At 42.0% G+C, this 24472-nt stretch carries 21 protein-coding genes; 8 read left to right on the plus strand and 13 right to left on the minus strand.

Going from position 1 to position 24472, the window contains the following annotated elements; genetic code table 11:
* Positions 1 to 593 precede the first annotated feature (593 nt).
* From ACE1OE_RS16070 to ACE1OE_RS16080, 3 genes are all read right to left on the minus strand, one after another.
* Positions 594 to 1853 (minus strand): HD-GYP domain-containing protein, encoded by a 1260-nt coding sequence (locus ACE1OE_RS16070; RefSeq protein WP_449211629.1) that lies wholly within the window; start codon positions 1851 to 1853, stop codon positions 594 to 596.
* Positions 1854 to 2023: 170 nt separating this feature from the next.
* Entirely contained in the window at positions 2024 to 2815 is a 792-nt protein-coding gene (locus ACE1OE_RS16075) for a hypothetical protein (protein WP_102469756.1), read from the minus strand.
* 45 nt (positions 2816 to 2860) lie between these two features.
* Positions 2861 to 3826 (minus strand): hypothetical protein, encoded by a 966-nt coding sequence (locus ACE1OE_RS16080; RefSeq protein ID WP_372059370.1) that lies wholly within the window; start codon positions 3824 to 3826, stop codon positions 2861 to 2863.
* Positions 3827 to 4259: 433 nt separating this feature from the next.
* Here ACE1OE_RS16080 and ACE1OE_RS16085 point away from each other — a divergent pair, with 433 nt between their 5' ends.
* The 5 genes from ACE1OE_RS16085 (at position 4260) to phnE (ACE1OE_RS16105) (ending at position 9740) form a co-directional block, all read left to right on the plus strand.
* The gene (locus ACE1OE_RS16085) at positions 4260 to 6047 is read left to right on the plus strand and encodes a sodium:solute symporter family protein (RefSeq protein WP_449211630.1); all 1788 of its coding nucleotides are present in this window, start codon (positions 4260 to 4262) and stop codon (positions 6045 to 6047) included.
* A 296-nt stretch (positions 6048 to 6343) separates the two neighbouring features.
* Positions 6344 to 7282 (plus strand): phosphate/phosphite/phosphonate ABC transporter substrate-binding protein, encoded by a 939-nt coding sequence (phnD, locus tag ACE1OE_RS16090; protein WP_449211631.1) that lies wholly within the window; start codon positions 6344 to 6346, stop codon positions 7280 to 7282.
* A gap of 11 nt (positions 7283 to 7293) precedes the next feature.
* On the plus strand, positions 7294 to 8112 hold the full coding sequence (gene phnC, locus ACE1OE_RS16095) for a phosphonate ABC transporter ATP-binding protein (RefSeq protein WP_102469752.1): 819 nt from the start codon (positions 7294 to 7296) through the stop codon (positions 8110 to 8112).
* Positions 8112 to 8912: a phosphonate ABC transporter, permease protein PhnE gene (gene phnE, locus ACE1OE_RS16100; protein WP_102469751.1), complete on the plus strand. Its 801-nt coding sequence runs from the start codon at positions 8112 to 8114 to the stop codon at positions 8910 to 8912. Before phnC ends, phnE (ACE1OE_RS16100) begins: the two co-directional genes overlap by 1 nt.
* 9 nt (positions 8913 to 8921) lie before the next feature.
* Complete coding sequence (gene phnE, locus ACE1OE_RS16105) at positions 8922 to 9740, plus strand: phosphonate ABC transporter, permease protein PhnE (RefSeq protein ID WP_102469750.1); 819 nt, start codon at positions 8922 to 8924, stop codon at positions 9738 to 9740.
* Between the two features lie 247 nt (positions 9741 to 9987).
* Here the strand turns inward: phnE (ACE1OE_RS16105) and ACE1OE_RS16110 are convergent, their stop codons facing one another.
* A complete protein-coding gene (locus tag ACE1OE_RS16110; RefSeq protein WP_449211632.1) occupies positions 9988 to 11640 on the minus strand; it encodes a DNA cytosine methyltransferase in 1653 nt (550 codons plus the stop codon).
* 150 nt (positions 11641 to 11790) lie between these two features.
* Here ACE1OE_RS16110 and ACE1OE_RS16115 point away from each other — a divergent pair, with 150 nt between their 5' ends.
* The gene (locus ACE1OE_RS16115; RefSeq protein ID WP_449211633.1) at positions 11791 to 13227 is read left to right on the plus strand and encodes an MvaI/BcnI family restriction endonuclease; all 1437 of its coding nucleotides are present in this window, start codon (positions 11791 to 11793) and stop codon (positions 13225 to 13227) included.
* 58 nt (positions 13228 to 13285) lie between these two features.
* Here the strand turns inward: ACE1OE_RS16115 and ACE1OE_RS16120 are convergent, their stop codons facing one another.
* The 6 genes from ACE1OE_RS16120 to ACE1OE_RS16145 all read right to left on the minus strand — a co-directional run bounded on the left by ACE1OE_RS16120 (position 13286) and on the right by ACE1OE_RS16145 (position 19526).
* Positions 13286 to 13912, minus strand: a complete 627-nt coding sequence (locus tag ACE1OE_RS16120; RefSeq protein ID WP_449211634.1) for a hypothetical protein — start codon at positions 13910 to 13912, stop codon at positions 13286 to 13288.
* Between the two features lie 81 nt (positions 13913 to 13993).
* A complete protein-coding gene (locus ACE1OE_RS16125) occupies positions 13994 to 14680 on the minus strand; it encodes a hypothetical protein (protein WP_449211635.1) in 687 nt (228 codons plus the stop codon).
* A 166-nt stretch (positions 14681 to 14846) separates the two neighbouring features.
* Complete coding sequence (locus tag ACE1OE_RS16130) at positions 14847 to 17561, minus strand: DNA polymerase (RefSeq protein ID WP_449211636.1); 2715 nt, start codon at positions 17559 to 17561, stop codon at positions 14847 to 14849.
* Positions 17562 to 17632: 71 nt separating this feature from the next.
* Positions 17633 to 18070, minus strand: a complete 438-nt coding sequence (locus ACE1OE_RS16135) for a hypothetical protein (protein WP_065100078.1) — start codon at positions 18068 to 18070, stop codon at positions 17633 to 17635.
* Positions 18071 to 18184: 114 nt separating this feature from the next.
* Positions 18185 to 18364 carry a hypothetical protein gene (locus ACE1OE_RS16140; RefSeq protein ID WP_016797470.1) on the minus strand — a complete coding sequence of 60 codons (180 nt, stop codon included), beginning with the start codon at positions 18362 to 18364 and terminating at the stop codon, positions 18185 to 18187.
* A gap of 10 nt (positions 18365 to 18374) precedes the next feature.
* Positions 18375 to 19526 carry a tyrosine-type recombinase/integrase gene (locus ACE1OE_RS16145; protein ID WP_449211637.1) on the minus strand — a complete coding sequence of 384 codons (1152 nt, stop codon included), beginning with the start codon at positions 19524 to 19526 and terminating at the stop codon, positions 18375 to 18377.
* A gap of 267 nt (positions 19527 to 19793) precedes the next feature.
* Here ACE1OE_RS16145 and ACE1OE_RS16150 point away from each other — a divergent pair, with 267 nt between their 5' ends.
* Positions 19794 to 21104: a hypothetical protein gene (locus tag ACE1OE_RS16150; protein WP_449211638.1), complete on the plus strand. Its 1311-nt coding sequence runs from the start codon at positions 19794 to 19796 to the stop codon at positions 21102 to 21104.
* A 115-nt stretch (positions 21105 to 21219) separates the two neighbouring features.
* Here the strand turns inward: ACE1OE_RS16150 and ACE1OE_RS16155 are convergent, their stop codons facing one another.
* The 3 genes from ACE1OE_RS16155 to ACE1OE_RS16165 form a co-directional block, all read right to left on the minus strand.
* On the minus strand, positions 21220 to 21444 hold the full coding sequence (locus tag ACE1OE_RS16155) for a hypothetical protein (protein ID WP_372279084.1): 225 nt from the start codon (positions 21442 to 21444) through the stop codon (positions 21220 to 21222).
* Positions 21445 to 21553: 109 nt separating this feature from the next.
* Positions 21554 to 22018: a hypothetical protein gene (locus ACE1OE_RS16160; protein ID WP_449211639.1), complete on the minus strand. Its 465-nt coding sequence runs from the start codon at positions 22016 to 22018 to the stop codon at positions 21554 to 21556.
* A gap of 5 nt (positions 22019 to 22023) precedes the next feature.
* Entirely contained in the window at positions 22024 to 22677 is a 654-nt protein-coding gene (locus tag ACE1OE_RS16165; RefSeq protein WP_449211640.1) for a TM2 domain-containing protein, read from the minus strand.
* Positions 22678 to 22918: 241 nt separating this feature from the next.
* Between ACE1OE_RS16165 and ACE1OE_RS16170 the strand changes: the two genes are divergently transcribed.
* Entirely contained in the window at positions 22919 to 23800 is an 882-nt protein-coding gene (locus ACE1OE_RS16170) for a helix-turn-helix transcriptional regulator (protein WP_449211641.1), read from the plus strand.
* The last annotated feature ends 672 nt before the right edge of the window (positions 23801 to 24472 follow it).

The raw sequence follows: 24472 nt of genomic DNA on the forward strand, positions 1-24472 counted from the left end.
TCGGCTCAATGAATACTGACTTCAAAACTGTCCCTTACTTAAAAAGTAAGAAGTAATTTTAAAGCTATTATCGTTCCAACAGAACGATAATGAATTTTGACTGTGTGACAGTAAGCGAGCTTACTACCCTTAGGTCACGTGTTCATTGAAAACCATTTTACTTCCGAAGAAGTTGTTTGTTCCGACTTTGCAGTAGAAGCAAACGTAATGATTATCATCAACAAGTGTCCACACAGATTGATATAGGTTTATATTGTTAAAGAGCATCTCTTCTTGGTGAGCGCTAAGCTTTCCTTTGAAGAGGCGGCTATTCTAGCGAGATAATTGTTAGTGTCAAACACTTTTTTGATTTATTTTTCAATTCTTTCGAAAAAAAATCTTAAACTATCTTTTGGCTAGAAGCCTTACTGATTATTGCCTTGAACCCTTGTGGGCTCTGCCGTGTCAGTGAGGACGCATTATAGAGATCACAAGCTGATTGGCAAGTGTTTTTTATGAAAAGCTTTGATAAAACGAGCGTTTGATAGTTTATTGACCGAAAGCCGCTAAAAGATAACCTTTTAGTGCAAATACCATTCGTTTATAAACGCTCGCTATAGTGAGGTATCTTCAAAATAGTAAGAAATCCGAGCTCTTGGGTTCAAATAATCTCGAATTTTCTCTGGTAACCGATCCGGATGAATAACGGACTCGACCTTAAGGTCTTTACTTTCCAAGGTAATGATCGGCGCTTGTAGTTTAGGAACGCTAGAATCGTACACCAACACATTTGGGTAGAGTAAATTGCCACTGTTAATAGACACCACTAAGCCAATCATCTGATTCGATAACTTTACAATGGTACCCGGAGGGTACACTCCCATATACTTAATTAAGATGCTGAGGTTTTCTTGACTATATTTCTCTTTAGAATGCTTATATAAATAAGAAAGTGCTGTATACGGGATTTTTCTTTCTGTTGATACCTGATGATGGCATAAGTTATCAAAAGCATTAGCGACAGAAACAATTTGTGATATTGCTGATATCTGGTTTCCATGCAGTCCCAATGGGTACCCTGAACCATTGAGTAATTCATGATGCTGCTCTATAACCTCAATGACCTCTTCAGGTAACCCTTGAACACTTCGCGCGATATCGCCGCCATACTTGGTATGTAATTTTAGATAATTCAACTCAGGTTCATTGAGAGGTGACGTTTTACGCAGTATTGCCGAAGGAACTTTTGATTTACCAATGTCATGAAATAACGCGGCTAAAGCCACTACTTTTATGGTCTTAGCATCACACCCCTTTGCTTTCGCTATCAGCATCGACAGTACTGAGACATTAAGGCAATGAAAATAAAGATCTTCAAATTCATTTTTACCCCCCATAAGGTGTAACGTCACGTCATCTTCACCTAGCAGAGAATCAACAATATCTTCAATTAGCAATTCAGATTCTTGGATTGCTAATTCAGGCCGGCTTCTCAGCTTTGCCATAATATTTCTAATTCGAGCAAGTGAACGATCAAATTCTTTTTCGCAACGAGACACTCGGCGTCGATACAAGCTTAGTTTTTCTATCCGCTCTTGCTTTTCTGCCCACAACCTTTCCGCATCAGCATTGTCTTCTTGATTTATCGTGTTTGAAGTCACGGCCGGTGTGGCTTCGATTGGAAGAGGTAATACATCACTGAGTTCAGGTGTGATATAAACATACTTAACGCCAAGTTGTTTAATTACTCGTACCTGTTCGTTGGATTTGATCTTGAACGTATTAAACAGAAAGGGGTGATCGTTCCATTTTACTGGAAGTCGGATATGCAACCCCGGTTGAATCCGACTCACTGATATTTTTGTACTCGCCACAAAGACCACATGCTCAATTTATAACAACGCAAGAGTGTAATAAAGTTGGCCGCGGTCTTCATCTATCCAGTATCAAATACTCAACAATTTGTGCATTTCGTCAAAGATAGTTCATAAAAACAAGCTCTTCTCTTACTAAACACCAAATAATATGGCGATAATTGAATGCGTTAGATTACTGGTTTGTTCTTGAGTAGTGCCTCTATTCTTGGGTCGAGACTTTTCCCATGTGCTTGCTCAAACTCTTCACGCTTGATATCCACCAGATTCTTGACTGAGTGTTGAGCAAGACCTTTTGGTACCTCAGTCACTAACTTACCTTTTTCTTGAAGGCTCATAGCCTCGCGGTAAAACTCTTTAAATCGTTTGATTATCATGGATTGAGGCACTCGTCGAAGCTCATAACCTTTATTTTGAATAATCCAGGTTTCCAATTGATTTTGCGGCGTCTTTGCCACGACTCGGTTCATGGCTTCCATGAGTTCCGATTCAGTGAGCTGACTTTTAAGTAGCGTTAATTCACCCATTATCGGGGGCCACTTTTCACCGGCTTGCAGGCGTTCGCGACAGTGCTGCATGATGCGCATTAGTTCCGCTTCAGTTACGCTATCAGCGAAGTCTAAGAAACGCCCTGTGGGGCGGCGTCCATACGACTTAAGCCAGGTAGACTCATAAATACTCAATAAAGTGCCAAAGATATAGTTACACCAATCACTCGGCACCTTTTCGTGTGTCGTTTCTTCTACTAACGATTTAGGTAACGCACTTCTTTGTTGAGAAATAGCAGGCTTGGGAGGCACCGTATTCGATGCCTGAGAAGGTGCAGGTGCAGGAACCGCAGCCGAAGAAGGCTTCGAGCTAGAGGCTTTCAGGTGATCTAGACTTCCACTGACACCCATTTCTCTGAGTTTTCTTTCCATGGAACCAAAATCCACATTCTTTGGTTTCTTACCATTAGCCATATTCAACACCTACGTTATGATTAAAAAGGGGGGAACAATTTCACTCTAAAAGTCTGGCTTTTTACCCTGCCCTCTTAAAAACTCTCTAAACTCTTCCGATGGACTGACATCGACAGCTTTATTGTTTTGATACGACTGACGTCTTCTTTCTTCAGCTTGTTTACGACGATCTTCCGATTGTTTCTCATTCACAATCCATAGCCGTAGTTTATTCAACATCTGAGTGACTGACGTATACTCATTCGCTCGAGCTTTATAATACACCACAAACTTCTCCCAAAAGAGATTTGGATCTATCTCCAAACGCGAAAATGCGAGCGGTTGTTGCGCCCATTCAGGTACAACAAATTCGTTGAGTTCATGCGTTGAAATATATTGTTGACTATCGCCTTGATTCGGATTTTTTTTAGGGCGACCCGCGGCTTTAGGAAAAGCACTCGCATGTTTAGGTTTTGCTGATTCACCAATAATAGAGCGAAGACTACCTGACTGTTTAGCAAATGCTAGCCAGTTATCTAGCTGCCCTGCCAAACGGTTTATATTCATCGTCGGGGCTGGGTTTGTTTCCTGCATAAAACTTTGCCACACCGCATCTCGACGGTTAGCCGGTGTTTTATACAAATCAAGCTGTTGATGTGACCAACCAGGTGCGCTGGAATTATTCTGCGTGCTAATTTTTGTCGGAGGTGGCGCCGATGCCTCTGCCGTCGACATCGTAACGACAGGAATCGAGATAGCATCTTGCTCTGGCGTAAGCAGTTTAAGGTGATGGATTTGCTTTCGCCCTCTCGTTTCAACATGAGATTTATTGATAAGCCCTTTATTCGCCAACGACGTTAATAGGTCAGCTAAAGAAAACTCACCCATTAAACACTCACTTGCGATATCACTTAAACCAATAAAGACACTGCCATCATGACTGGCCAAATCGGCTAGCTTTAATAATACTAGCTTCTCACTTGCGTCAATGTTGGTTTGTTGCCACGCAATATGGGTAAATTTCGCACTCACAGTCACTCTCCTATTAGTTACCTTGATTTTAGCGCCTTTCGCTTCGAAAGACGAGCAAAGCCCTAGGTCAGCGATTTTAGCATTCTGCTCTAAATGAGAATCATCGAATATTTTCACTGAGTCGCCGGCATTGTTATTTTAATTCTCACCCCCTCAACAATAAGTAATACAAAAGTACAATTAAAAGTTATTGTCGAGACGATAAAAAAACCAAAAAAGCAGTTAATCAAAATACACTCACAACCATAATTCATTGATTAATATAAACTAAAATCAATAGACTCAAATTTCATATAAAACCAATTCTCTGCCCATCAAAATTATAATTATCAGTATTAAATACTCAATCACAATCTTGAATTATTGTAGTACAAATAAAGTCATGAATGATTAATATATTGACCAATACCTATGACAACAAGAAGACATAAAAATGGAACTCAATACCTTTATCGTCGGCGTCTACTTCCTCTTCCTAATTGCTATTGGATGGATGTTTCGCACGTTTACTAGTACAACAAGTGATTACTTTCGTGGTGGTGGTAATATGCTTTGGTGGATGGTCGGTGCAACGGCTTTCATGACTCAATTCAGCGCCTGGACCTTCACTGGCGCAGCTGGCAAAGCATACGCTGATGGTTTTGCTGTCGCCATGATCTTCCTTGCCAATGCATTTGGTTATCTAATGAACTATCTGTATTTTGCGCCTAAATTTCGCCAACTACGAGTTGTAACACCGATTGATGCCATCAGAATGCGCTTTGGTAGCCTGAATGAACAAGTGTTTACCTGGTCTGGTATGCCTAATAGCATTATCTCTGCAGGTATTTGGCTAAACGGTCTCGCTATTATTGCTTCTGGCATATTTGGTTTCGACATGACCACAACCATCGTATTAACTGGACTTGTTGTCCTAATAATGTCGGTCACTGGTGGTTCATGGGCGGTTATCGCCTCTGACTTTATGCAGATGGTTATCATCATGGCGGTAACTGTTACTTGTGCTGTCGTTGCCATCGTCCAGGGAGGAGGTGTAACAGAAATCATCAATAACTTCCCAGTACAAGAAGGCGCATCATTTGTATCAGGCAATAACTTAAACTACGTCAGTATCTTTGGTATCTGGGCGTTCTTTATCTTCTTTAAGCAATTCAGTATCACTAACAATATGCTGAACTCATATCGCTACCTTGCGGCCAAAGATTCTAAAAACGCAAAAAAAGCCGCTTTGTTGGCCTGTATTCTAATGACGCTTGGCCCAGTAATTTGGTTCCTGCCTCCTTGGTTCATTGCAGGGCAAGGCATTGACCTAGCTGCGCAGTACCCTGACGCAGGCTCTAAAGCCGGTGACTTTGCTTACTTATACTTTGTAGAAAAATACATGCCTGCGGGTATGGTAGGCCTGCTCATTGCTGCAATGTTCGCCGCAACAATGTCATCAATGGATTCTGGTCTTAACCGAAATTCAGGCATCTTCGTAATGAATTTCTATCAGCCGATTTTGCGCCCTGAAGCAACAGAGAAAGAGCTGATGGTCGTATCAAAAATAACGTCAACGTTTTTTGGTATCGCCATTATCCTTATCGCTCTATTTATCAACTCATTAAAAGGATTGAGCCTGTTTGATACGATGATGTATGTCGGGGCACTGATTGGCTTCCCAATGACCATTCCAGCATTTTGTGGATTTTTCATTAAGAAGACACCAGACTGGGCAGGTTGGGGAACCCTCATTGTTGGCGCAATCGTCTCATATATTGTGGGGTTCATTATCACCGCCGAGATGCTGCAAAACTGGTTTAACTTACAACCTCTGACGGGTCGTGAATGGTCAGATCTCAAGGTAGCGGTAGGTTTGATTGCACACCTTACCTTCACTGGCGGGTTCTTCGTTTTGTCGACATTGTTCTACAAACCATTAGAAGGAAAACGTCAACAAGATGTAGATCGATTCTTTAGCAACCTCTCCACGCCATTAGTTTCTGACTCGACTGAACAGAAGAAACTTGATAACAAGCAGCGCCATATGCTTGGTTCATTAATTGCGGTATCAGGCGTTGCTGTGATGGCAATGTTTGCATTGCCTAACCCGATGTGGGGAAAAATGACATTTGTTCTTTGTGGTTTCATTGTTCTTCTTGTCGGCTTGTTACTTGTCAAAGCCGTTGATGACAGCGTCGAGAATGAGGGAAATAAAACGAGTACGCCCAAAGAAATCTAAGCTCACGCTTTTTAACCTTCACATCTAAACCTCACCTAGCCTCGATCCTTATCGAGGCTTTTTTACACTTGCATATAAGCAGTAGACATCAATACCGTTTATCGTCACGAAAAAGTCAAATGAGTATCAATCACTCAACCACATCGTGACGGCATACCCGATTCACCGTTTATATATAGCTTGTAATACACTGAAACATTATGTCTTTTTACTGTCACTGAAGTGAATCAATTCTGTCACTCGAAATTCTTATATTCCCCTCCTAACAAATAGACGCCTATATTAAAGGGAATAAAATGTTTAAAACAATGCTGGCTACCGCCGTGACGTTTGCTGTAAGTGCTTCTGCTTTTGCCATGGACACGCGCTATGAAGATCGCACCGGTAACCTAGTTGCAGATTTACCCCAAAACGAAGCGCAATGGAATGACCCATCTACGCTAGTCTTTGCCTATACACCAGTCGAAGACCCTGCCGTTTATGCGAGTGTATGGAGCGAGTTTCTTGAACATATGGAAGAAAAAACCGGCAAGAGTGTTCGTTTTTTCCCCGTTCAAAATAACGCAGCTCAAATTGAAGCAATGCGCTCTGGTCGCCTTCATATTGCGGGATTCAACACTGGTTCAACACCACTTGCCGTGAACTGTTCTGGTTTTGTTCCCTTCACGATTATGGCTGGTGAAGATGGGTCATTTGGTTACGAAATGGAGATCATCACCCACCCAAACTCAGGTATCGAAAAAGTAGAAGACCTGAAAGGGAAGAACCTTGCGTTCACTTCACAAACATCAAACTCTGGATTTAAAGCACCTTCCGCCATTTTGAGTGCAGAGTACGATATGACACCTGATAATGATTTCAAACCAGTATTCTCTGGTGCTCACGACAACTCGATCATGGGTGTAGCACATCGTGATTACGATGCAGCCGCAATCGCAAACTCAGTTCTGACTCGTATGCTTGACCGCGATGTAGTCAAGGAAGCTGATATCAAAAATATCTATACCTCACAAACCTTCCCAACCACGGCTTACGGTGTTGCCCATAACCTGCATCCAGATCTGCAAGAAAAGATCCAAGACGCGTTCTTTAGCTTCGATTGGGATGGAACCAAGCTACAGGAAGAGTTTACTCGTAACGGCGAATCACAATTTATTCCTATTACATACAAAGAACATTGGGCGGTTATCCGCACCATCGATGAAGCGAACGACGTTTCATACACTTGTCGTTAATAGGATAAACCATGTCTACTCTTCAACTTCGTTCGCTGTCGATGCATTACTCCTCCAAGGATAAAGCACTGACCAATGTCTCATTAGATATTGATGCCGGTGAAGTGATTGGACTTATCGGCCCCTCAGGGGCCGGTAAATCAACACTCATTCGCTGTATCAATCGACTGACTGAACCTACAACAGGCGAAGTCCTTTTCAAAGGACAAGACCTAACTAAACTGAATAGTCGTGAATTACGCCGTTCTCGTCGCGAAATAGCGATGATATTCCAAGAATATGCGCTCATCGAACGGCTCACTGTGATGGAAAACGTACTCTCAGGGCGCCTAGGCTATGTACCGTTCTGGCGTAGTTTTCTACGTAAATACCAAGGCGATGATATTCAAACCGCCTACGCGCTTCTTGACCGAGTCGGGTTGCTAGAACACGCAAACAAACGCGCCGATGCGTTATCAGGCGGTCAACGTCAACGGGTCGGTATCGCCCGGGCACTCGCTCAACAACCAGAGCTTCTCCTTATTGATGAACCAACAGCTGCGCTTGATCCAAGAACGGCGAGACAAGTCATGCGTTTGATTTGCGATATCTGTAGAGAGCAGAACCTGCCGGCCATCATCAATATCCATGATGTTAATCTGGCTAAGCAGTTTGTTGGACGGATAATCGGTCTACGCGCCGGTGAGGTAGTGTTTGATGGTCACCCCAATGAACTCAATGAATCCGTGCTTACCCAAATCTACGGTGAAGAGGACTGGAATACTCAAGACGAAGAACAAGAAGAAGCCATTCCAGAGATCACCATGAACATGGTTGGAGTGCCGGTATAATGACGCGTACTTACCCAAGCCAATGGAAAAAACCGCCCTTTATTAATCAGCCGTTATGGCGATGGGGGCTCTGGATCGCTGCGGCCCTGTATTTCTATACGGCCATTGGCTCGATAGAAATTAATTGGATGCGTGTCTACGAAGGCTCAGAACGAGGACTAAAATTCATCCTGGCTTTCCTGCAACCTGATTTCGCAAGCCGTTGGGATAGTATTACTAGCGGGCTCATTGAAAGCTTAACCATGACGCTGACCTCTACGGTCGCGGGCGTACTATTGTCGATTCCATTTGGCTTAGGCGCAGCCAAGAACCTGGCACCTAAACCAGTGTATCTTTTCTGTCGCAGCTTCATTGCAGTCGCTCGTAGCTTTCAAGAAATCATCATTGCGATCTTATGTGTTGCTCTGTTTGGCTTTGGCACATTTGCAGGTTTTGTCACGCTAACATTTGCCACTATCGGCTTTCTCGCCAAGCTATTTGCAGAGGAGATTGAAGCCATCGAACCTGCAACATTAACAGCAATGAAGGCGACGGGCGCAAGTTGGATTCAACAAGTAAACTATGCTGTCCAACCGCAGGTCATGCCACGAATAATCGGGTTATGTTTATACCGATTAGACATCAACTTCCGAGAGTCGGCAGTCATTGGTATTGTCGGTGCTGGCGGGATAGGTGCGACACTCAATACCGCAATGGATCGCTACGAATACAGTTCTGCCGCAGCCATTCTTCTCATCATCATTGGCTTAGTCATGCTGGCTGAGTATTTCTCCGCCATTATTCGCAACCGTATTCAATAAGGTTTTAACATGTCTAACGGTACTACTTCTTCCTATCAAACCGAGTGGCAAAAACACTCTCAAGAGCAAAGCTTACTTCGCTGGTTTGGTTGGTTTACTTTTGTTGCACTATGCGTGTTTTGCTGGCAGGTAATGAATAGTGACACGATGTGGTTTTTTGTTATCGATGCTCCAAATCAGATGTCTGACATTGGAGGACGAATGTGGCCGCCACGTTGGTCCTACATGGAGCAGCTTTGGCAACCACTTTGGGACACCCTTAACATCGCAACACTCGGTACATTATTGGGAGTCATTATTGCCTTCCCTATCGCGTTCTTGGCCGCGAGAAACACAACGCCTTCTCGATTATTTGTACGCCCGATCGCACTTTATATTATTGCTGCTAGCCGCTCTATTAACTCTTTAATCTGGGCACTTTTACTTGTCGCTGTTCTAGGTCCTGGGTTACTCGCCGGTATTATTGCCATCGCTTTACGCTCGGTTGGCTTTGTTGCCAAGTTAATGTACGAAGCCATCGAAGAGGTCAATAAAAACCAAGTCGCTGCGATTACCACAACAGGCGCATCGCCATTGCAAGTACTCGACTATGCCGTGATGCCACAAATTCTGCCTAGCTTCATCGGAACATCGATCTTTCGCTGGGATATTAATATTCGCGAGTCAACGGTACTTGGCTTGGTGGGAGCAGGAGGGATTGGCTTAAAACTCGAAGAGTCAATGTCGATTTTGGCATGGCCACAAGTGACCGTCATCTTTATTTCGATCCTTGCGACGGTTGTTTTTTCAGAGTGGATATCTGCACGCTGTCGTCACGCACTTATCTAGTGTTTTCAGCTCACTTTGGCTAATCTGAAATACAAAAAAGCCTCGACATTCGTCGAGGCTTTTTTGTTTAAATATGGTACCGGTAGGCGGACTTGAACCGCCACGCCCGAAGGCAACGGATTTTGAATCCCTTCAAAAGTCTTTTAACTAGCTGTATTTACTAGGATCTTGTTGGATATCAAAGACCATGGAATGGGATTCTATTGAATCTAGGCTGCATGTTTCGTGCACAGAATGAACTCGAACTTTATAATCTCTCTACTAAATTTTGTATCGATAACCCTAAAGCTCGACCTAACAAAGGAGGAACTGCGTTTCCAACTTGAGTATATTGAGGCACCTCAAACTTACGCATTTGCCCTCCTGTTGTAACCTTAGACCTAAATACAAAACTATCAGGGAAAGACTGAATCCGAGCCATTTCACGAACGGTCAATGTTCTAAGTTCATCATGGTGATAGTGGCAAGCGTCATCAGGGATAGACAGTGCTGCTGGTGCTGGTGAATCAGCATCAAGGGCCTTTTGCGTTTGCTTTCTAGTAGGGTGACGTAACAAGAAATCAATAAATTCTTCTTTTGTATCAAATTGAACGTAAGCACCATCTTCAATCAAATAGTCATATTCAGCAAAGACATCCCATACAACATCTGAAATAGTATCAGTCGTTCCTTTCAATACAGAACGAACCTCTTTAGATACCCGAGTACCTACCTGCTGCATTATTTGGTAAAGCCTAAACCTACGCTTTACAAGATCACCATTAGCACGCTCTTCATGGTTTGATAACAGCTCTCGTTCGATTAAATGACCATCAGCTAATAAATCAGCCGTAGACATAACATGTTCAGACACCTCAACTTGACCACCATTAAACCTTAAATCATCAATCGCTTCAGAAACACTCACATGATTATCAGGAAAAGCGACAACATGAGATAAAAACGAATCAGCTAAAAGTTCAAAACTCTCCAGATTCGTAACATCATGATAATTTAAAGATGTCACATCAGGGTCATTACCTTGATTAACTAAATGATAAAAGTTCAATGCTGTTGTAAATAGCTCTTCTTCAGATTCATTAAACGTTGGAGCAAGTTGTTCATATACATCAAACCTTACACCAATCATAATAAACCTAGGTCGATTCTGAGGTACACCCGAAAATTTAGCATTTACATGCAAACATAGAGGAACATAACCAATTTCACTAAACGCTTTAGCTACCTCAACCCAAGCATGGTATCGCTCACCATCTTGAACAAACGCTCTTAAAATTCCCGTTACATTTTCCAATATAGCGAATCTAGGCTGCACCTTTTCTACAAATTGGGCAAACTCCCAAGGTAGTGAATTTTTATCGCAATCCCGTTGTCTTAAACCTGCCATACTAAAACTTTGACAAGGAGGACCACCAGAAACAAAATCAAGAGCCCCGCCCCCGTAAGAGGTAGATAGTTGCGTTACTATATCCGGGTTAGCATCTAAAAAGCGGTTTAAGTGAATGATATTTCCGACTACAAGCTTTCCTTGCAAATCTCCGTCGACAACATCAGTGTGATGATTCAAATCATCAAAATCTGGGTATGTACGAGGGTCTTCACGAAGTCTTTGCCTCATACCTGTTACTGGATAATTACTAGACAACCACTTTATTCTTTCAGGCACTACAGCATGATCTTCGAGATCTTCGTCAAAGAAATTATATGCAAATGTTTGGGCAGGCATAGGGGATAGTTCATTTGCCATTACCATATTTGAGCCATCTATTGACTCCAAGCCCAGTGACAAACCACCACAACCAGAAAATAACTCTATATAATTCAATTTTTTAACACCAAGACAAAACAACACTGCGTTAATTTTAATGATTCCCGTGAGAAAAATCATGAAAATTGACATAGCAAAAAACACCTTGAATTGTATCAGTGCTAAGTATTGACCACTAGCTATTTATACAGTAACGTAAATCTTAATGGGCCGCTAAATGCCCTCAGTCACAGGTGTGATTGAAAAACCCTATGGGTGGATTGAAACAATCGAGGTAATAAAATGAAAAAGCTATCTACATACAAGAAAGAAGCTAAATCCTTCCAAAAACAACACTCCCTGAAGTTACATCAAGCCCAACTATTCATTGCAGAAGAGTACGGCTTCGAAAAATGGCCTGACCTTGTTCATGCTTGCAACATCGAAAACATTGCAACAACACCAACTCCATCTATCGATGCTGAGTCTGTAAAGGCTATTGCTAAAGAAGACTCCCTTGAACCAGAAAAGCAAGCTGATAATACTGTCGAGCAGGAGCGCTTAGAAGACCTTACGGTTCAAATTAAAGCACAAGTATTCGAGAACAAACGAAAGCTCGTATCACTAGGCCATGATTTTGCAACATTTGAACCAACAGCTACAGGGCTAAAGAAATCAATTCTTGATGCAACTCAACCTGTTAGAACATTATTCAGCGAGACTGGCTTCCACGATTACGAAGGTCAAGGACAAGGGCCAGATTATAAGGTAATGAAAAAAGCTATTTTCATTACAGAAGACTGTATTACAGAAACAACTGTTAGCTTATATCGGCCCAAAACAAAGTCAGGCGATCCTCGCATGTGGTTCCGTGGCCTAGGGAAGTTTGCAAAGGCTGGCTCACAAGTGTCACTTAGCGTGAGCAAAGATAACCTACTGCTAATTGACTTAAGCGCGACAAACTTATCAGACTCACAATCTACGATTTTAAATAAGTTAAGTAGCCTGCTACCAAGTGAAACATCTATTGTTCATGAGTTATTAGAAAAACTCAAAGACTTAGCAAAAGGCAAACCATTAAAAGCGACTGTAAAAGGTTCGACAGCCATTGGTCGAGCAGTGGAAGCTGCTCTCGATATTGAAATGAACAGTAGCAAAGAGCCCGACTATAAAGGTATCGAGTTAAAATCAGGACGAGGTGGTAAAAATCGCTCAAACTTGTTTGCCCAAGTTGCAGATTGGAAAATCAGTCCATTAAAAAAGAGTGCTCAAATCCTCGACCAATTTGGATACTTTAGAGAAGATGACTTTAAGTTATATTGCACGATTTCCTCCAAAAAACCGAATAGTCAGGGGTTAAAGTTTATCTATGATGAAAAAGCAGATCATTTGATAGAAACCCATGACAATTTTGGTGATGTTGCAATTTGGCCCGGAAAACTATTACGCTCAAGATTACTCGAAAAGCATAAAGAGACATTTTGGATCGAAGCAGAAAGCCTCTTTATAGATGGTGTTGAACACTTCAAACTTTTATCTATAACTCATACGAGAAACCCGATCAGCAGTCAGTTGATGCCACTATTACGTGACGGCACCATTACTATGGATCATCTAATCAAGCGCAGATCTAAAGACGGCAAAGTAAGTGAAAAAGGGCCTTTATTTAAAATTAATAAAAAGGACCTACCTTCCTTGTTCCCTGAGCCTGTAACATACGAGCTACAAACATCAAACTAAGAACACACTCACTAGAACGGAGAGGAAAAGCCTCTCCGTCCTCTTAGAAAGTCTTTTCTTAAACAACATATTCAAAACTACTAAAACTCATACACAAGACCTTCTTCCCCCCCTCTCTTAACATCTCAACCCAACCATCAAACTCATCAACAAACCTTATCTTCGGCAAACCATACTTAGTCGAAATCTCATCAATCGACAGATTCTCAACCTCACCTTTGTTCTTAGCCCGACGAGCCTTGTCATTCAGCGAAGTAACAGCCTTACCCAAATCACCACCAGCAACCAGTGCAGGATTAGCAAGCAACAAATGACGCGCAGATGGGTAGAGCTTACCTTGGTAGAACATCGGCTTGGACTGACCTTTCAACTTCTCACGCTCGGTGTGCTCAGTCAACAACGCATCCTTTACAGATATGCCAGACTTTATGCGATTCATCAGCGTACTTTGCGCCATACCAAGCTCTTTAGCAGCCTGACGCATACTTGGGTACTCGGTGCCGTCTATAACAACTTTCTTACGGTAGTCACCTTTAGGGCGAGGTTCCAGTTCAAGGGCTTGCTCTAACGTCCAGCCAAACTTGGTAACGCGCTCATTAACTAGTTTAGGGTTTAAGCCATAGTGACGCGCTGCAGCAGTGCGAGATGGGAATTCTAGGTCTTCAATTTGATAAGCGTTTTTCATGATTTATTTTCCGAATAATAAGATCTAAAAAGCCCCACCAGCCAGACAGGACAAGCCTGTCAGACTAGTAGGGCTAGAAATTTAGAAAGGTAATGATTCACTTTCTTCACGTTTACCTAAAGAGACTTTAGCCTGAATATCATCGTAAAGCGCCACCATAGGTTTCACAATTTCAATGTTTGCCAACGGTTTGCCGCTTGAAGCCTTCCAATCTCGCAGCTTAAATCCCTCGGCCCATATAGTCAGCGTGTTTACTACAGTCGCATCCAGACCGAGTATTTCGACGGTATCAGCGCCTTGCTTAAGAGCGTCATCAGCCAGTTTAAGAGCCGCATATCCAAGCTCTAGTCGCTTTCGTGGAGCCTTAGCGCCGGAAGTCATCGCGACTTCATGTTCTGAACCGTCAGAATTAGATACCATCGGCACATTGCCACCGGAACCAAGACTGCAAGTTAAACTGACGTGTTTAGGTTTAGATGTTGATGGGGTTGGCTCTGAGTCAAGAAAGCCCAATAAGTGAGCAAGATTGTCCTTAGGTCTATTGCCGCTGTACTTATTACGCTTCGGCTTCTTTTTAGCTAAGCGGACTTTACGCGCTCGTTTTAACTCTTTTAGATAGCCTACAGCCTCATCATAGGTTTCAGCACCTTTGTTATCACCACCAGATTGACTAATAGCAATCAGCTTACATTGTTCCCATGTATTGACGATACGTGCTTCTTCATCGTTAATAGCTGCATAGTATTTGCAGTTTGAATTACTAGACATAAGACTATCTCCTTAAATATTAAAAATTTGATAAACCGCCGGAATGACGGCATTGAATATGAATAAAGGTCATTGCGTGTGGGATTGCTGTCTTAATACCCCTACGGTGCTATGACATACAGAGGGAAAAGCCCTTATCTCTCAAGGGCTCATCTATAATTGATATTTACGAACTTAGCTGGCTGCTAAGCGCTGCTCGTAGCGATTCACGAGCTATAGGTTCGAAAAGTTTTTCGATTTCGAAGCTGGGAAACTTAGATTTAATTAGAATTGCTAATTTGATAGTCAGCTCCGTTAACGGTACTGCTGCTTCAATTAGCTTAGATTTACCTGCCGAGCGAACTAACGTCGATTTGGTTGGGTAACCCTGCTCCGTTAGCCATGAGGCAAGTTGATTAGCATTTATGTCAGATTTAGATATACCGCCCTGTTCATGGGCATAGAAGCGCAAGAATAGACGCGCCATTAGACTCTCAGAGCTCTCATCAGATTTAAGTCTTAAAGACTTATTATGAGAAGCTTTCGCCATTGCTAGGCGGTCCTGCCAGTTATACCAGTCCTCTAAAGTCTTTAAACAATGTTGTTTTCGCCAACGGTCAAAACGAAGGCGAGTAAACAGCATATCGTCCAACGAATAATGAGGTTTGGTTTCCAAGGCTATATGCTGTCGGTCTTTGACATCGAGCATTTTTGGATTCAACAACTCTCGCTTATGATCGTATTCCATGTTCAAAAAGATCGAACGCTTTTCAAGCATTAAATCCTTATGTTCTAAAAAGCGCATCCGATTCGGTGTCAGGTAGCTACCATCAACTTTGTCATCAAAAGCACGGTTCAAATACATATCCACCATATGAGCACTTTGATCTGCTACTATTGGATCTACCTTAACACCGCCTTTCGCTAATACAGGTTCAAAGCCTTCACTCTCTATAACGGTATATTGAGCACGGGTTTTAGCGCCTATTAGCTGTTCAGCCTGATGCTTCAGTTCTAGAATTTCACCACCCGATGGATCTATTCGATGATATAAACCTCTAAACCGCTGACAGATGACACCTGATAGGTCTATTTCCTCCAATTCAGCATTAGTCAAAAAACCGTCAGTTGTGATCGAGATCACAACCTTCTCATCGGGTATGCTATGAAGCATCTCACCTAACATAGCTCTAGCAAGACCCGTCGTATAAGCCGCAAAGAAAGGATTCGTCAACGTCGATGGTGGCAATTGCTTGGAGTATCCAGCCTGTATATCAAACGCACTTTTAGGGCGCAGTGATTGAGCCATTTTTCCGTAGCAACTATTTAGCATCTCCTTAGTTAGCCTTTCATCAAAGCTACCTTTAACAAATGACTTGCGCCTCTCTCGACCCCATTTCATGAAATCTTCGAAAATACGTTTATCATTTTTCCATGGAATGACGAATGCCTGCTTAATGGTGATCTCAGCGCCTTGGTTATAAGCGACTTCCAACTCATGACCTGTAACATACGTTTCGCCAGTGATGGGAAACAACAAACCATAATCTGAACGAACCGCCAAGCTTGGGAAGCGAGTATTCTCAGGAAACTTAAACTCAACCCATGCCATAGCACACTTGTCACCAAATAGGTCATGCAAGTCCTCAGTCATATACATTTTCTCATACGCTAATTCACGCAGACCTAACGTAATCGCCGAGTAACATGAAGGAATATCATAATCTCGCCAAGTATCAACTTGAGTGGGACCAGCGATAAAACTTTCATTTCTACCACCGTGATAGCACTGGGTTGCAAATCCCTCTAATGTCATACGTGCAGCAACGGGAACATCTCTTGTTATCGTTAATGGCTTATTTCGATCTGATGGCCAAATTTCTTTAGTCACTTTCTCAAAACCAAATAAACCACGATAACCGCGATTATCTTCCAAGCTATTCACAAAAGCTTTAACGGCAATGCCACCAATAGTGAATGGCACCGACTTTAAACCTAATGTGTGTTGGCAAAAGAGAGAAACGCGCTCAAAGTGGCGAGCACTAATAATCGCATCGGTTAAAGCATATTCAGCGAACTTTTCAGGCTCAGCTTCCAAGAACTCATCCATACGAGAAATAGAATAAGGCTCAGGGATCTCGACCTTAGGGATCTCAAGCAAATCACCCACCGATGAAAGTGACGAACCATTCGGCGACAACAACATAGTGTCAAAGAAAGTGATGTAGAGCGTTTTCTTATTACGCGACTTGGTATTGACCTGAAGCGGTTCCTTATCGATGCGGCGAGACATCACTTTATCAAGCTCTAGTCCATATACATCGTCAAGGCTCGCTACCGTCTTTCGCAATCCGTTTACATGTGTCTTTAACTGATCAAATGCTTTACTGAAGTTAAACAGATCAGCCGATAACCAGTGAGCACAAAGAATTACGTCAGTCGGAAAAGTATCTAATACGCCTTCATCCATCGCTTTTTCAATGGCTTGAACCAAACATCGATCCAATGCCAAACGACCAGACTTTTTAGTCGATTCAGGATACAAGATAAGTGTTGAAAGCAGACCCTTATACAAAACAGCAAGTTGATAACTCAAGATACTGTTGTACTCTCCGCAATCAGATTCGGTGTACTCTGTATCGATAGCTATCACAGGTCGCTCAAAGAAAGGAGTTGCCTTTCGTTTCTTACGCTTAACTTTCACCTTCTTCGGAGGCTTCTTGCCAATATGAGGCTTAGCTTTAGACTTCACCGTTTTAAAAGGCACATCTTTCACATCAACAGATTCTTGAGCCTCCCAACTACCCTCGCTTTCAACATCACACTCTTCCCAACCAGTTTCAGTCAGATTGCCAATAGTGATACTGGTATCCTGCTCAAGCCAATCATATGTTTCACTCATTTCTTTTATCTCCAATACGTAAAAAGACGCCACTTGGCGTCTTTTTAACAGGTTCCGGTTATGTTCAATGCTTATGCTTTGTACTCAGACCAAGAGATTTCAGGCATAGCCTTACCATCGTTATAGTCACACAATGCATCGCATAGAACGTCACACAGACCTTCTAGATCCGAGAACTCATCTGCCGCAAACATAGTTAACAGGTTGTCATCTTTGTTCGCTGTAATAAGCAAAGAGCCGGATTTTTCAGAAATAAATACGTTAGATATCGAGTCAACATGAATCCAACTACCATTTTCAAGGATCAACGTTGCACCCTCACATGGCTTAATGGATTTTTTGATTTGCTCAAACAGAGTTTCCGCCGCCGCACCTTTTTGGTAATGCATAACGTTACAGTTCGAGTCCAACACAACCACGCGCTCATCAGAGCCGATTACACTTTTAGCTAAAGCTAGGTTCTTAACGCCACGGTTTGTTTTTACAAATACAGATGTAGAAGTAGTCATGATATTTATCCTATTAAAATTCCAAATTGTTAAAGAGCATGAGACAGGTGTCTCTTCTAACGAAGAGACACCTGTCTCAACGCTAGGGGTAAAATTAATTCGATTACATTTCTTCTATTTATTGAGTAATGCCACCTCCCACTTAGCTATCTCCGATTTCAAAAAACGAACGCTACGACCTATTCGCAGAACTTTCGGCAATGAATCAGGTTGGCGAGTTACATTGGTTCTTACCGTTGCAGGATTAAGGCTGTATGCCGCTGCAAATTCTTCTACTGTTAATGCATTTTTCATTGGGTTTTCCTTAGTCAAATTGAAAATTAGGTAGCATCGCTTCAACAGTCTTCTGAGAAGCTTGTGCTAAATGAGTATTTTGGTAATAGGCATAGCGCTCTGTGACGCTCACATTAGAATGACCAAGACTCTGTTGAGCTAAACGAATATCATTGGTCGCGATCAGCATTTGGGTCGCATAGGTACGACGTAGATCGTGGATAGTGAAAGGCGCTTCTAGTGAACCTTCCGCTTTCATGGCTTGCTGAATACGTTCCATACAAGCCCGTGGATACGCAATGTGTTCGCCATGGTTCTTCAGTGATGGAAACACCCAATCATTGAAAGAAACCATGAGACACTTTCGGATAAGTCGCTGTGCTGGCTCAGATAAGTAAATACGCTGAGGCTTACCTGATTTAGTCATAGGCAACAAAGCAAACGACAGCTCATCGGCAAGCATTGAACGGGAAAGGCTAATCACATTGCCAATACGCATACCCGTAAGCAGGCTAAGCATCAATGCATAGGCATGAATGAAGTTAGTTTCAGCGCAAGCATTACGACAAAAGCTTTCCATCTCTTTAGCGGATAACACGCGTTCTTTAACGTTGTTCTCAGCCAGCTTTCTAACGCCCTTTACTGGGCTTTTATCAATAATGTCGTGCTCTACTGTCATAGAGAACAGCTTGGATAAAAATGCTTGGTAGCGGTTCACCGTGGCTGGCGATAAGTCTGTTAATGAATGAAGAAATTTCTCCACATCACGACGAGTTACTTCAGCGATACGCTTATCACCCATCGCAGCCATAACACGCTTAGCACGAGACTGAAAAGTTTGACTATCACGATGGTGTCGTTGACTAAAAGGTAAAGCCACTTCATTAAAGAACTGCTTAACCGTAAGGCGAGATCCCTTGCGGTAAGCACCAGACTGAACATCAGTAATAAACTGGTAAGCCAGCTTAATAAACTCAGCAGGTTTCATTTCAGGGTAAGTACCAAACGACTCGTAGTAACGAATTCCCTTCCAGCTAAATCGCACAATAAAGCGTATGTGCTTATGGGTAACTAATACACGTAAGCGAAAGTTGGCATCATTTCGATACTCTATAGCCTGCTCGCCTTTTAAGGGGCGGGGTAAGTTATCCAGTACTGCTTTGGAAAATCTTAGAGAATCCATCTAAATCACTCTGTTGTTGAATCGATGGAATGATTTTCACGTATATCTAAATAAATCGCTCATAGAGGAAAAGTCAGCTCAAGCAAGACAATACATGTCACAATTAATGCAGAAACGAATAAAAACAAATAAAAACAAATACTTAAGTGAAAAAACAGAAATAAAGATAGGTACTTATTTGATTGAATTTAGAGATGGGTACATATTTGATTGAGCAATAGGAGACTGATATCCTACAGCGGATTAACTTAAAGTTTGGAACAAAGAGTGCCTAGAAAACAAGCCACCTATACACATCGCCGCCTAACGTTATACGTTAAGGCTAATACCGATGAAAAAGATATTGATACGCGTGTAAAACACCAACTAATCGCTACGATAATTTTTCATTTTAAAATAAGCCAACGGGAAGCCATTCTGACTTTACGAGAAGCTACTTCGCACTTTCTTACACTCCCAAATCAATCAGCGTTCTCGACCTACTTAAAGAAATATAAAGAAGCTGACGCACTTGAAAAGAAAGATAAATATGAGAACGCCATTAAGTTTCTAGCATTAAAGAAAAGGGTCAATGTATACGACTGCCACCTAACAATTGAAAAGTCTTGTTTGAAAGAAGGAAGACCGGAAGGAGAATCTAGATTCGCAAGTACCTACCTAAAAATCAATGACAGAGATGTACCGCCATGGCACGAAAGAAACATAGGATTTATAAGGTCATTCAGCGCTTTCATCAATAATGACCCTAACCATTATAAAGCCGCTATAGGTAGAATTGTCGAAGCTATAAAAAATGCTTCTTTCAAAAATGAGAAGATTAGCTTTGACGATTCTGTCTCATGGTATAGGAAGAATATATATCGAAAATTAAGCCACCCTATTTCAGAATGGGCTATTCATTCAACACCATTACAAGCTGAAATATTCATACTGGAAAGACCAGAAAAAGAAGAAACAGAAGTGGACCAAAAGCCAATACTTTTTATGGCGTTAAAGTCACATGATTGTACTGGATACACTCCAATCAAGTTGTCACCAAATGCAGCCCATGAACTTGCAGAAGTAATGAAAACACACTCAAATCTCATTTATACAATTAATGTAAAAAAGCAAAGTAACATCATTCTAATCCAGCTAGTAATAAGCACTAAAAATTCGACAACAAATCAAGCTAGTACATCATTGCTAGCACTCTATACAAAGATCAGATACCAAGTCGTAACCTCAAAAGGGGAACGACAAAATTTACACCAACCTTTTAACTTAGATTGCATGGATGGAAACTTCACCATCCAAAAAAACAAGCCACTTAACAATAGTGTTTACCACTTAAGCACGAATACTAATAGCTACAACTATCAGGGCATTATAAAAACCTTGGACTCACTTCATCATATTTTGTCCGAACTCAGCACATCTGAATATCAATCATGTCTTTTCCAAGCTCATAAAGTAAAAGGGAAAGGAAAACAAAATGAGAAACTTGTTGTCTATGCACAAGCGCTTCACTATCTAGAGCTAGATACTAAAAAACATATGCCATCGTACTTCCTAAAAAATAACCCGAACCATATATAATTAATCCCCTACGGACTAAAGGCATACACACCTTCAGACCTTATGTCATAAGCATTAAAGCAAAATTCTAATTACGAAGAAGTGAGAGCCACAGCTCTCACTCACCTTAGTCGTATTAATCCTCTGGACCAACAATAGCCCCAGTAACACCACCGACCACCAAGCCAATTGCAGCACCTTGAGCACCACCAGCTCTAGCACCAAGTGACATACCAATCATTGCGCCCTTTTCAGCGCCACTGGCACTTGGCTTTATAGTTACCTTAGTTGGATACTCACGCTCAATTTCAATCGCTTTCATCGGTAACGATGATTGCCCCAGTGTTAATAAATTCATCATTGTATTACCTCTATTTCTCTGCAATTTTCATTGCTATAGACAAAGAAAAGACCATGCTCAACTAAGAACATGGTCTTTTCGCTTAGACAGCAGCGTTAACTCGCTACCATCAATTCATGAAATGGAAGATACCGTTCATTTCCATCAAATTAGGCTTCACTTTTTTAAGGCACATCCATTCGTTATCACGTTGATTTTCCCACTCAGCTAAAGAGTCGATACCTTCGTCTTTCGTCCAGCCTTCGAAGAACTCGACGGTTTCATTAATAGAGGCAACTATGCTTTGGTGATACTGCTTTTGCTGCGATGGTTGTGATTGGGAAGCGATTTCTAATATCGTGCTGATCTCATCTAGCGAATGCCCCCTATCAAGATACTCATTCAGTAAGCCACCTGAAATGTAGTAACTCGCAAGGTCGGTATCAGCTTCACCGCCGTTTTTAGCTATGCCCAATTCAATCACGCTACACGCTATATAAGGAAATGTATCTTGTTGTAAGTTCGCAGCTTGAGAAGTAAATGAAGCTACCAACAGTGAGGTCGCTACCATGGCTTTTAATAGTGTTTGTTTCATTGATATCACCAGATAAAGGTAAAAGGTTTAGGTTCAGATTGGTTGTATTTTTCATCGAAAGAGTCGGCAGATAACGTCAAGACACGAATGAACTCGACTAAAGCGACCAAGGCAGATAGTCCCGGAATTAAGAAGCAACTACCTAGATAGACAAGACCCCACCCCCAACATCCGGCATAAAACTTGTGCAAGCCAAGACCACCACCGAAAAAGGAAATCAAAGCCATTGCCAATTTAGTTTTGTTTCGACTCGCGTTAACAGGCTTATCATTAAATGCAGGTGGATTAGTTGAAGGTATGGATGTAGCAGTAGACGTGGTATCGGTGTCATTCTGCTCTTGGAGTAATGCTTGAATGATTTCTTGCGCTTTCTTTTCCGGAGCTCCAGTAGTAGCAAAGCTATCTTTAAAACCCGCTTTCACCGTGATAGAAATCGCGCCATCTTCTAGTGTTCGGAAAATAAGACTGCCCCGAAGACCAAACGGGTTAATACCGTATTTCCAAGACGCTTCTAATAAACCGGATTGAGGGTCGGCTTTCTTGACCTTACCGCCAATCGAAATCAGCGTATTTTTACAAAATTCAAATACATTCTGGTAATCATGCGTGGTTGATAACACGGCATGGTCTACACGTTCGAATTGGACTGCCTCTGACATTTAGAGTCTCCTTGAGTTGTTTTTAATTAGATAATTTTTGTGACCGTACGATTATTGCGGATACACCCGACAGGTGGTGTCGCATGAAGTTGGAAGTGTTGACGATAGTTATGGATGCCTTACAACGCATAGCCTAGGCGGACTGATGAAAGCTATAGCAATATCAGTAACCTTATGAATTTTGGTTAGAAATAATCATGCTCGACACGACCTGACGAGCGACCTATTTACAATGCGTAGGATGAAAGAGCATGACACCCTAGCGAAAAGACTTGGCATCATCCTGACCCGTTTAAATACTGGCGAGAAACTGTATCTGGAAGAGTTGAGTCGGGAATTTAGGGTGAGTGAAAGAACGCTTCAACGGGACTTCAACGAACGGTTAAATTACTTACCCATCCAGCGTGACGGTGCTTGTTACTTTCTAGACCCACAAGTGCTGGGTAGACAGACCAATAATGAAGTGTCATTGCTGTTGATGAAAATGGGGTTCGATACGTTGTTTTCCGGTAAGCACTACCTAAGTAATGGCGTACTGAACAACAAGAGTACCCCACCCTTTCTATTCAAGAACCCTCAAATCGAAGACATTAGCGACAATGCTTCGGTGTTCGAGAAACTTATCGAATCGATACAACGCAAAAGTACCATTGGCTTTAGTTGTAATGGAAAATGTTACGATGCGTTTCATCCCTATCGGTTGGTGAATGACCGTGGACACTGGTACTTAGCCGGAACACACAGAAATCACCTAGAATCACTCAGAGTGGCTAAGATTCGTGAGTTAGTGCGATACGAAGATAAATATTCTCCTGACCTAAATGTTGAACACAAGCTCACTGGTCGAGGATATGAGGATGAGTTGTCACATCCCGTTGAGGTGGTTATACAAATTAGCGGAAGAGTCAGCGAAACCTTCTTCAAGGAAAATAATCCCAATGACTTTCGAGAATTAAAAGAACTGGGGTACGGTGATGTATTGACAAGCTATACGACTAGCAACATTCAAACATTACTACGCCTACTCAAAGCGTGGCTTCCTGATGTCGAAGTGTTGTCACCTGATTGGGTGAGATACAAGTTGAAGCAGGAACTTCAAACCTATCTGGACGCAGCCAAGTAGAAACCACACGGATAGCTGAAAGGTGATGTGTTGCAAACTTCTGGTTGAGCCACTCTCACTATCAGCGGTTACCATAATGAAGCCACCCGACAATCACCAACCAAGCCCGTAGCTTAAACTGACCATTATGCACCTAAATTAAACCTGTCGATGCGTAACAAGCACAGCGATGGACTTGATGAAATGACCAACCGATACCAGGCAAAGGAAAGTGCTAAATCCCATATTTTCACTCCACCAAAACTAACACTTTAATAGATTAGAACAGAGCTTTTAGCTAAGTTTAATATATTTATATTATTAACTTAATTATAAGTACTTTCAGCTCAGGTTAGGCAAGGAAGCCATACCAGCTCTAGATTTAATCTACAAAAACGCTCCCATTGCTTCGACATAGCAATGGGAGTCATTAATGTCAAAACACCAGCAAGAAGACAGCAACCCCGTTAAAATTAGAGTTCCTTTCCTTGGTGTTTCCACCGCCCATAATAAGCCAGTCACTTCACCTTCTCTGACACATGAACTCAACGGATTGGCAAAACGTTGTAGAAACTTGCTCCAATGAAAAAGGCTTCCCATCACACCATGACAAGCATGGCACAATAGGAAGCCTTGATTTCACTAGGAAGTGACACTGCAGTTTTATGGTTCATACATGGTGCTTTCAACTTG

The organism is Vibrio sp. E150_011 (genome assembly GCF_053544015.1).

What these genes read in the sequence shown, in the direction of transcription:
- ACE1OE_RS16075 (WP_102469756.1), bottom strand. Translation starts at nt 2,815, where the DNA reads ATGGCTAATGGTAAGAAACCAAAGAATGTGGATTTTGGTTCCATGGAA.
- ACE1OE_RS16085 (WP_449211630.1), top strand. Translation starts at nt 4,260, where the DNA reads ATGGAACTCAATACCTTTATCGTCGGCGTCTACTTCCTCTTCCTAATT.
- phnD (WP_449211631.1), top strand. Translation starts at nt 6,344, where the DNA reads ATGTTTAAAACAATGCTGGCTACCGCCGTGACGTTTGCTGTAAGTGCT.
- phnC (WP_102469752.1), top strand. Translation starts at nt 7,294, where the DNA reads ATGTCTACTCTTCAACTTCGTTCGCTGTCGATGCATTACTCCTCCAAG.
- phnE (WP_102469751.1), top strand. Translation starts at nt 8,112, where the DNA reads ATGACGCGTACTTACCCAAGCCAATGGAAAAAACCGCCCTTTATTAAT.
- phnE (WP_102469750.1), top strand. Translation starts at nt 8,922, where the DNA reads ATGTCTAACGGTACTACTTCTTCCTATCAAACCGAGTGGCAAAAACAC.
- ACE1OE_RS16110 (WP_449211632.1), bottom strand. Translation starts at nt 11,640, where the DNA reads ATGTCAATTTTCATGATTTTTCTCACGGGAATCATTAAAATTAACGCA.
- ACE1OE_RS16115 (WP_449211633.1), top strand. Translation starts at nt 11,791, where the DNA reads ATGAAAAAGCTATCTACATACAAGAAAGAAGCTAAATCCTTCCAAAAA.
- ACE1OE_RS16120 (WP_449211634.1), bottom strand. Translation starts at nt 13,912, where the DNA reads ATGAAAAACGCTTATCAAATTGAAGACCTAGAATTCCCATCTCGCACT.
- ACE1OE_RS16125 (WP_449211635.1), bottom strand. Translation starts at nt 14,680, where the DNA reads ATGTCTAGTAATTCAAACTGCAAATACTATGCAGCTATTAACGATGAA.
- ACE1OE_RS16130 (WP_449211636.1), bottom strand. Translation starts at nt 17,561, where the DNA reads ATGAGTGAAACATATGATTGGCTTGAGCAGGATACCAGTATCACTATT.
- ACE1OE_RS16135 (WP_065100078.1), bottom strand. Translation starts at nt 18,070, where the DNA reads ATGACTACTTCTACATCTGTATTTGTAAAAACAAACCGTGGCGTTAAG.
- ACE1OE_RS16140 (WP_016797470.1), bottom strand. Translation starts at nt 18,364, where the DNA reads ATGAAAAATGCATTAACAGTAGAAGAATTTGCAGCGGCATACAGCCTT.
- ACE1OE_RS16145 (WP_449211637.1), bottom strand. Translation starts at nt 19,526, where the DNA reads ATGGATTCTCTAAGATTTTCCAAAGCAGTACTGGATAACTTACCCCGC.
- ACE1OE_RS16155 (WP_372279084.1), bottom strand. Translation starts at nt 21,444, where the DNA reads ATGATGAATTTATTAACACTGGGGCAATCATCGTTACCGATGAAAGCG.
- ACE1OE_RS16160 (WP_449211639.1), bottom strand. Translation starts at nt 22,018, where the DNA reads ATGAAACAAACACTATTAAAAGCCATGGTAGCGACCTCACTGTTGGTA.
- ACE1OE_RS16165 (WP_449211640.1), bottom strand. Translation starts at nt 22,677, where the DNA reads ATGTCAGAGGCAGTCCAATTCGAACGTGTAGACCATGCCGTGTTATCA.
- ACE1OE_RS16170 (WP_449211641.1), top strand. Translation starts at nt 22,919, where the DNA reads ATGAAAGAGCATGACACCCTAGCGAAAAGACTTGGCATCATCCTGACC.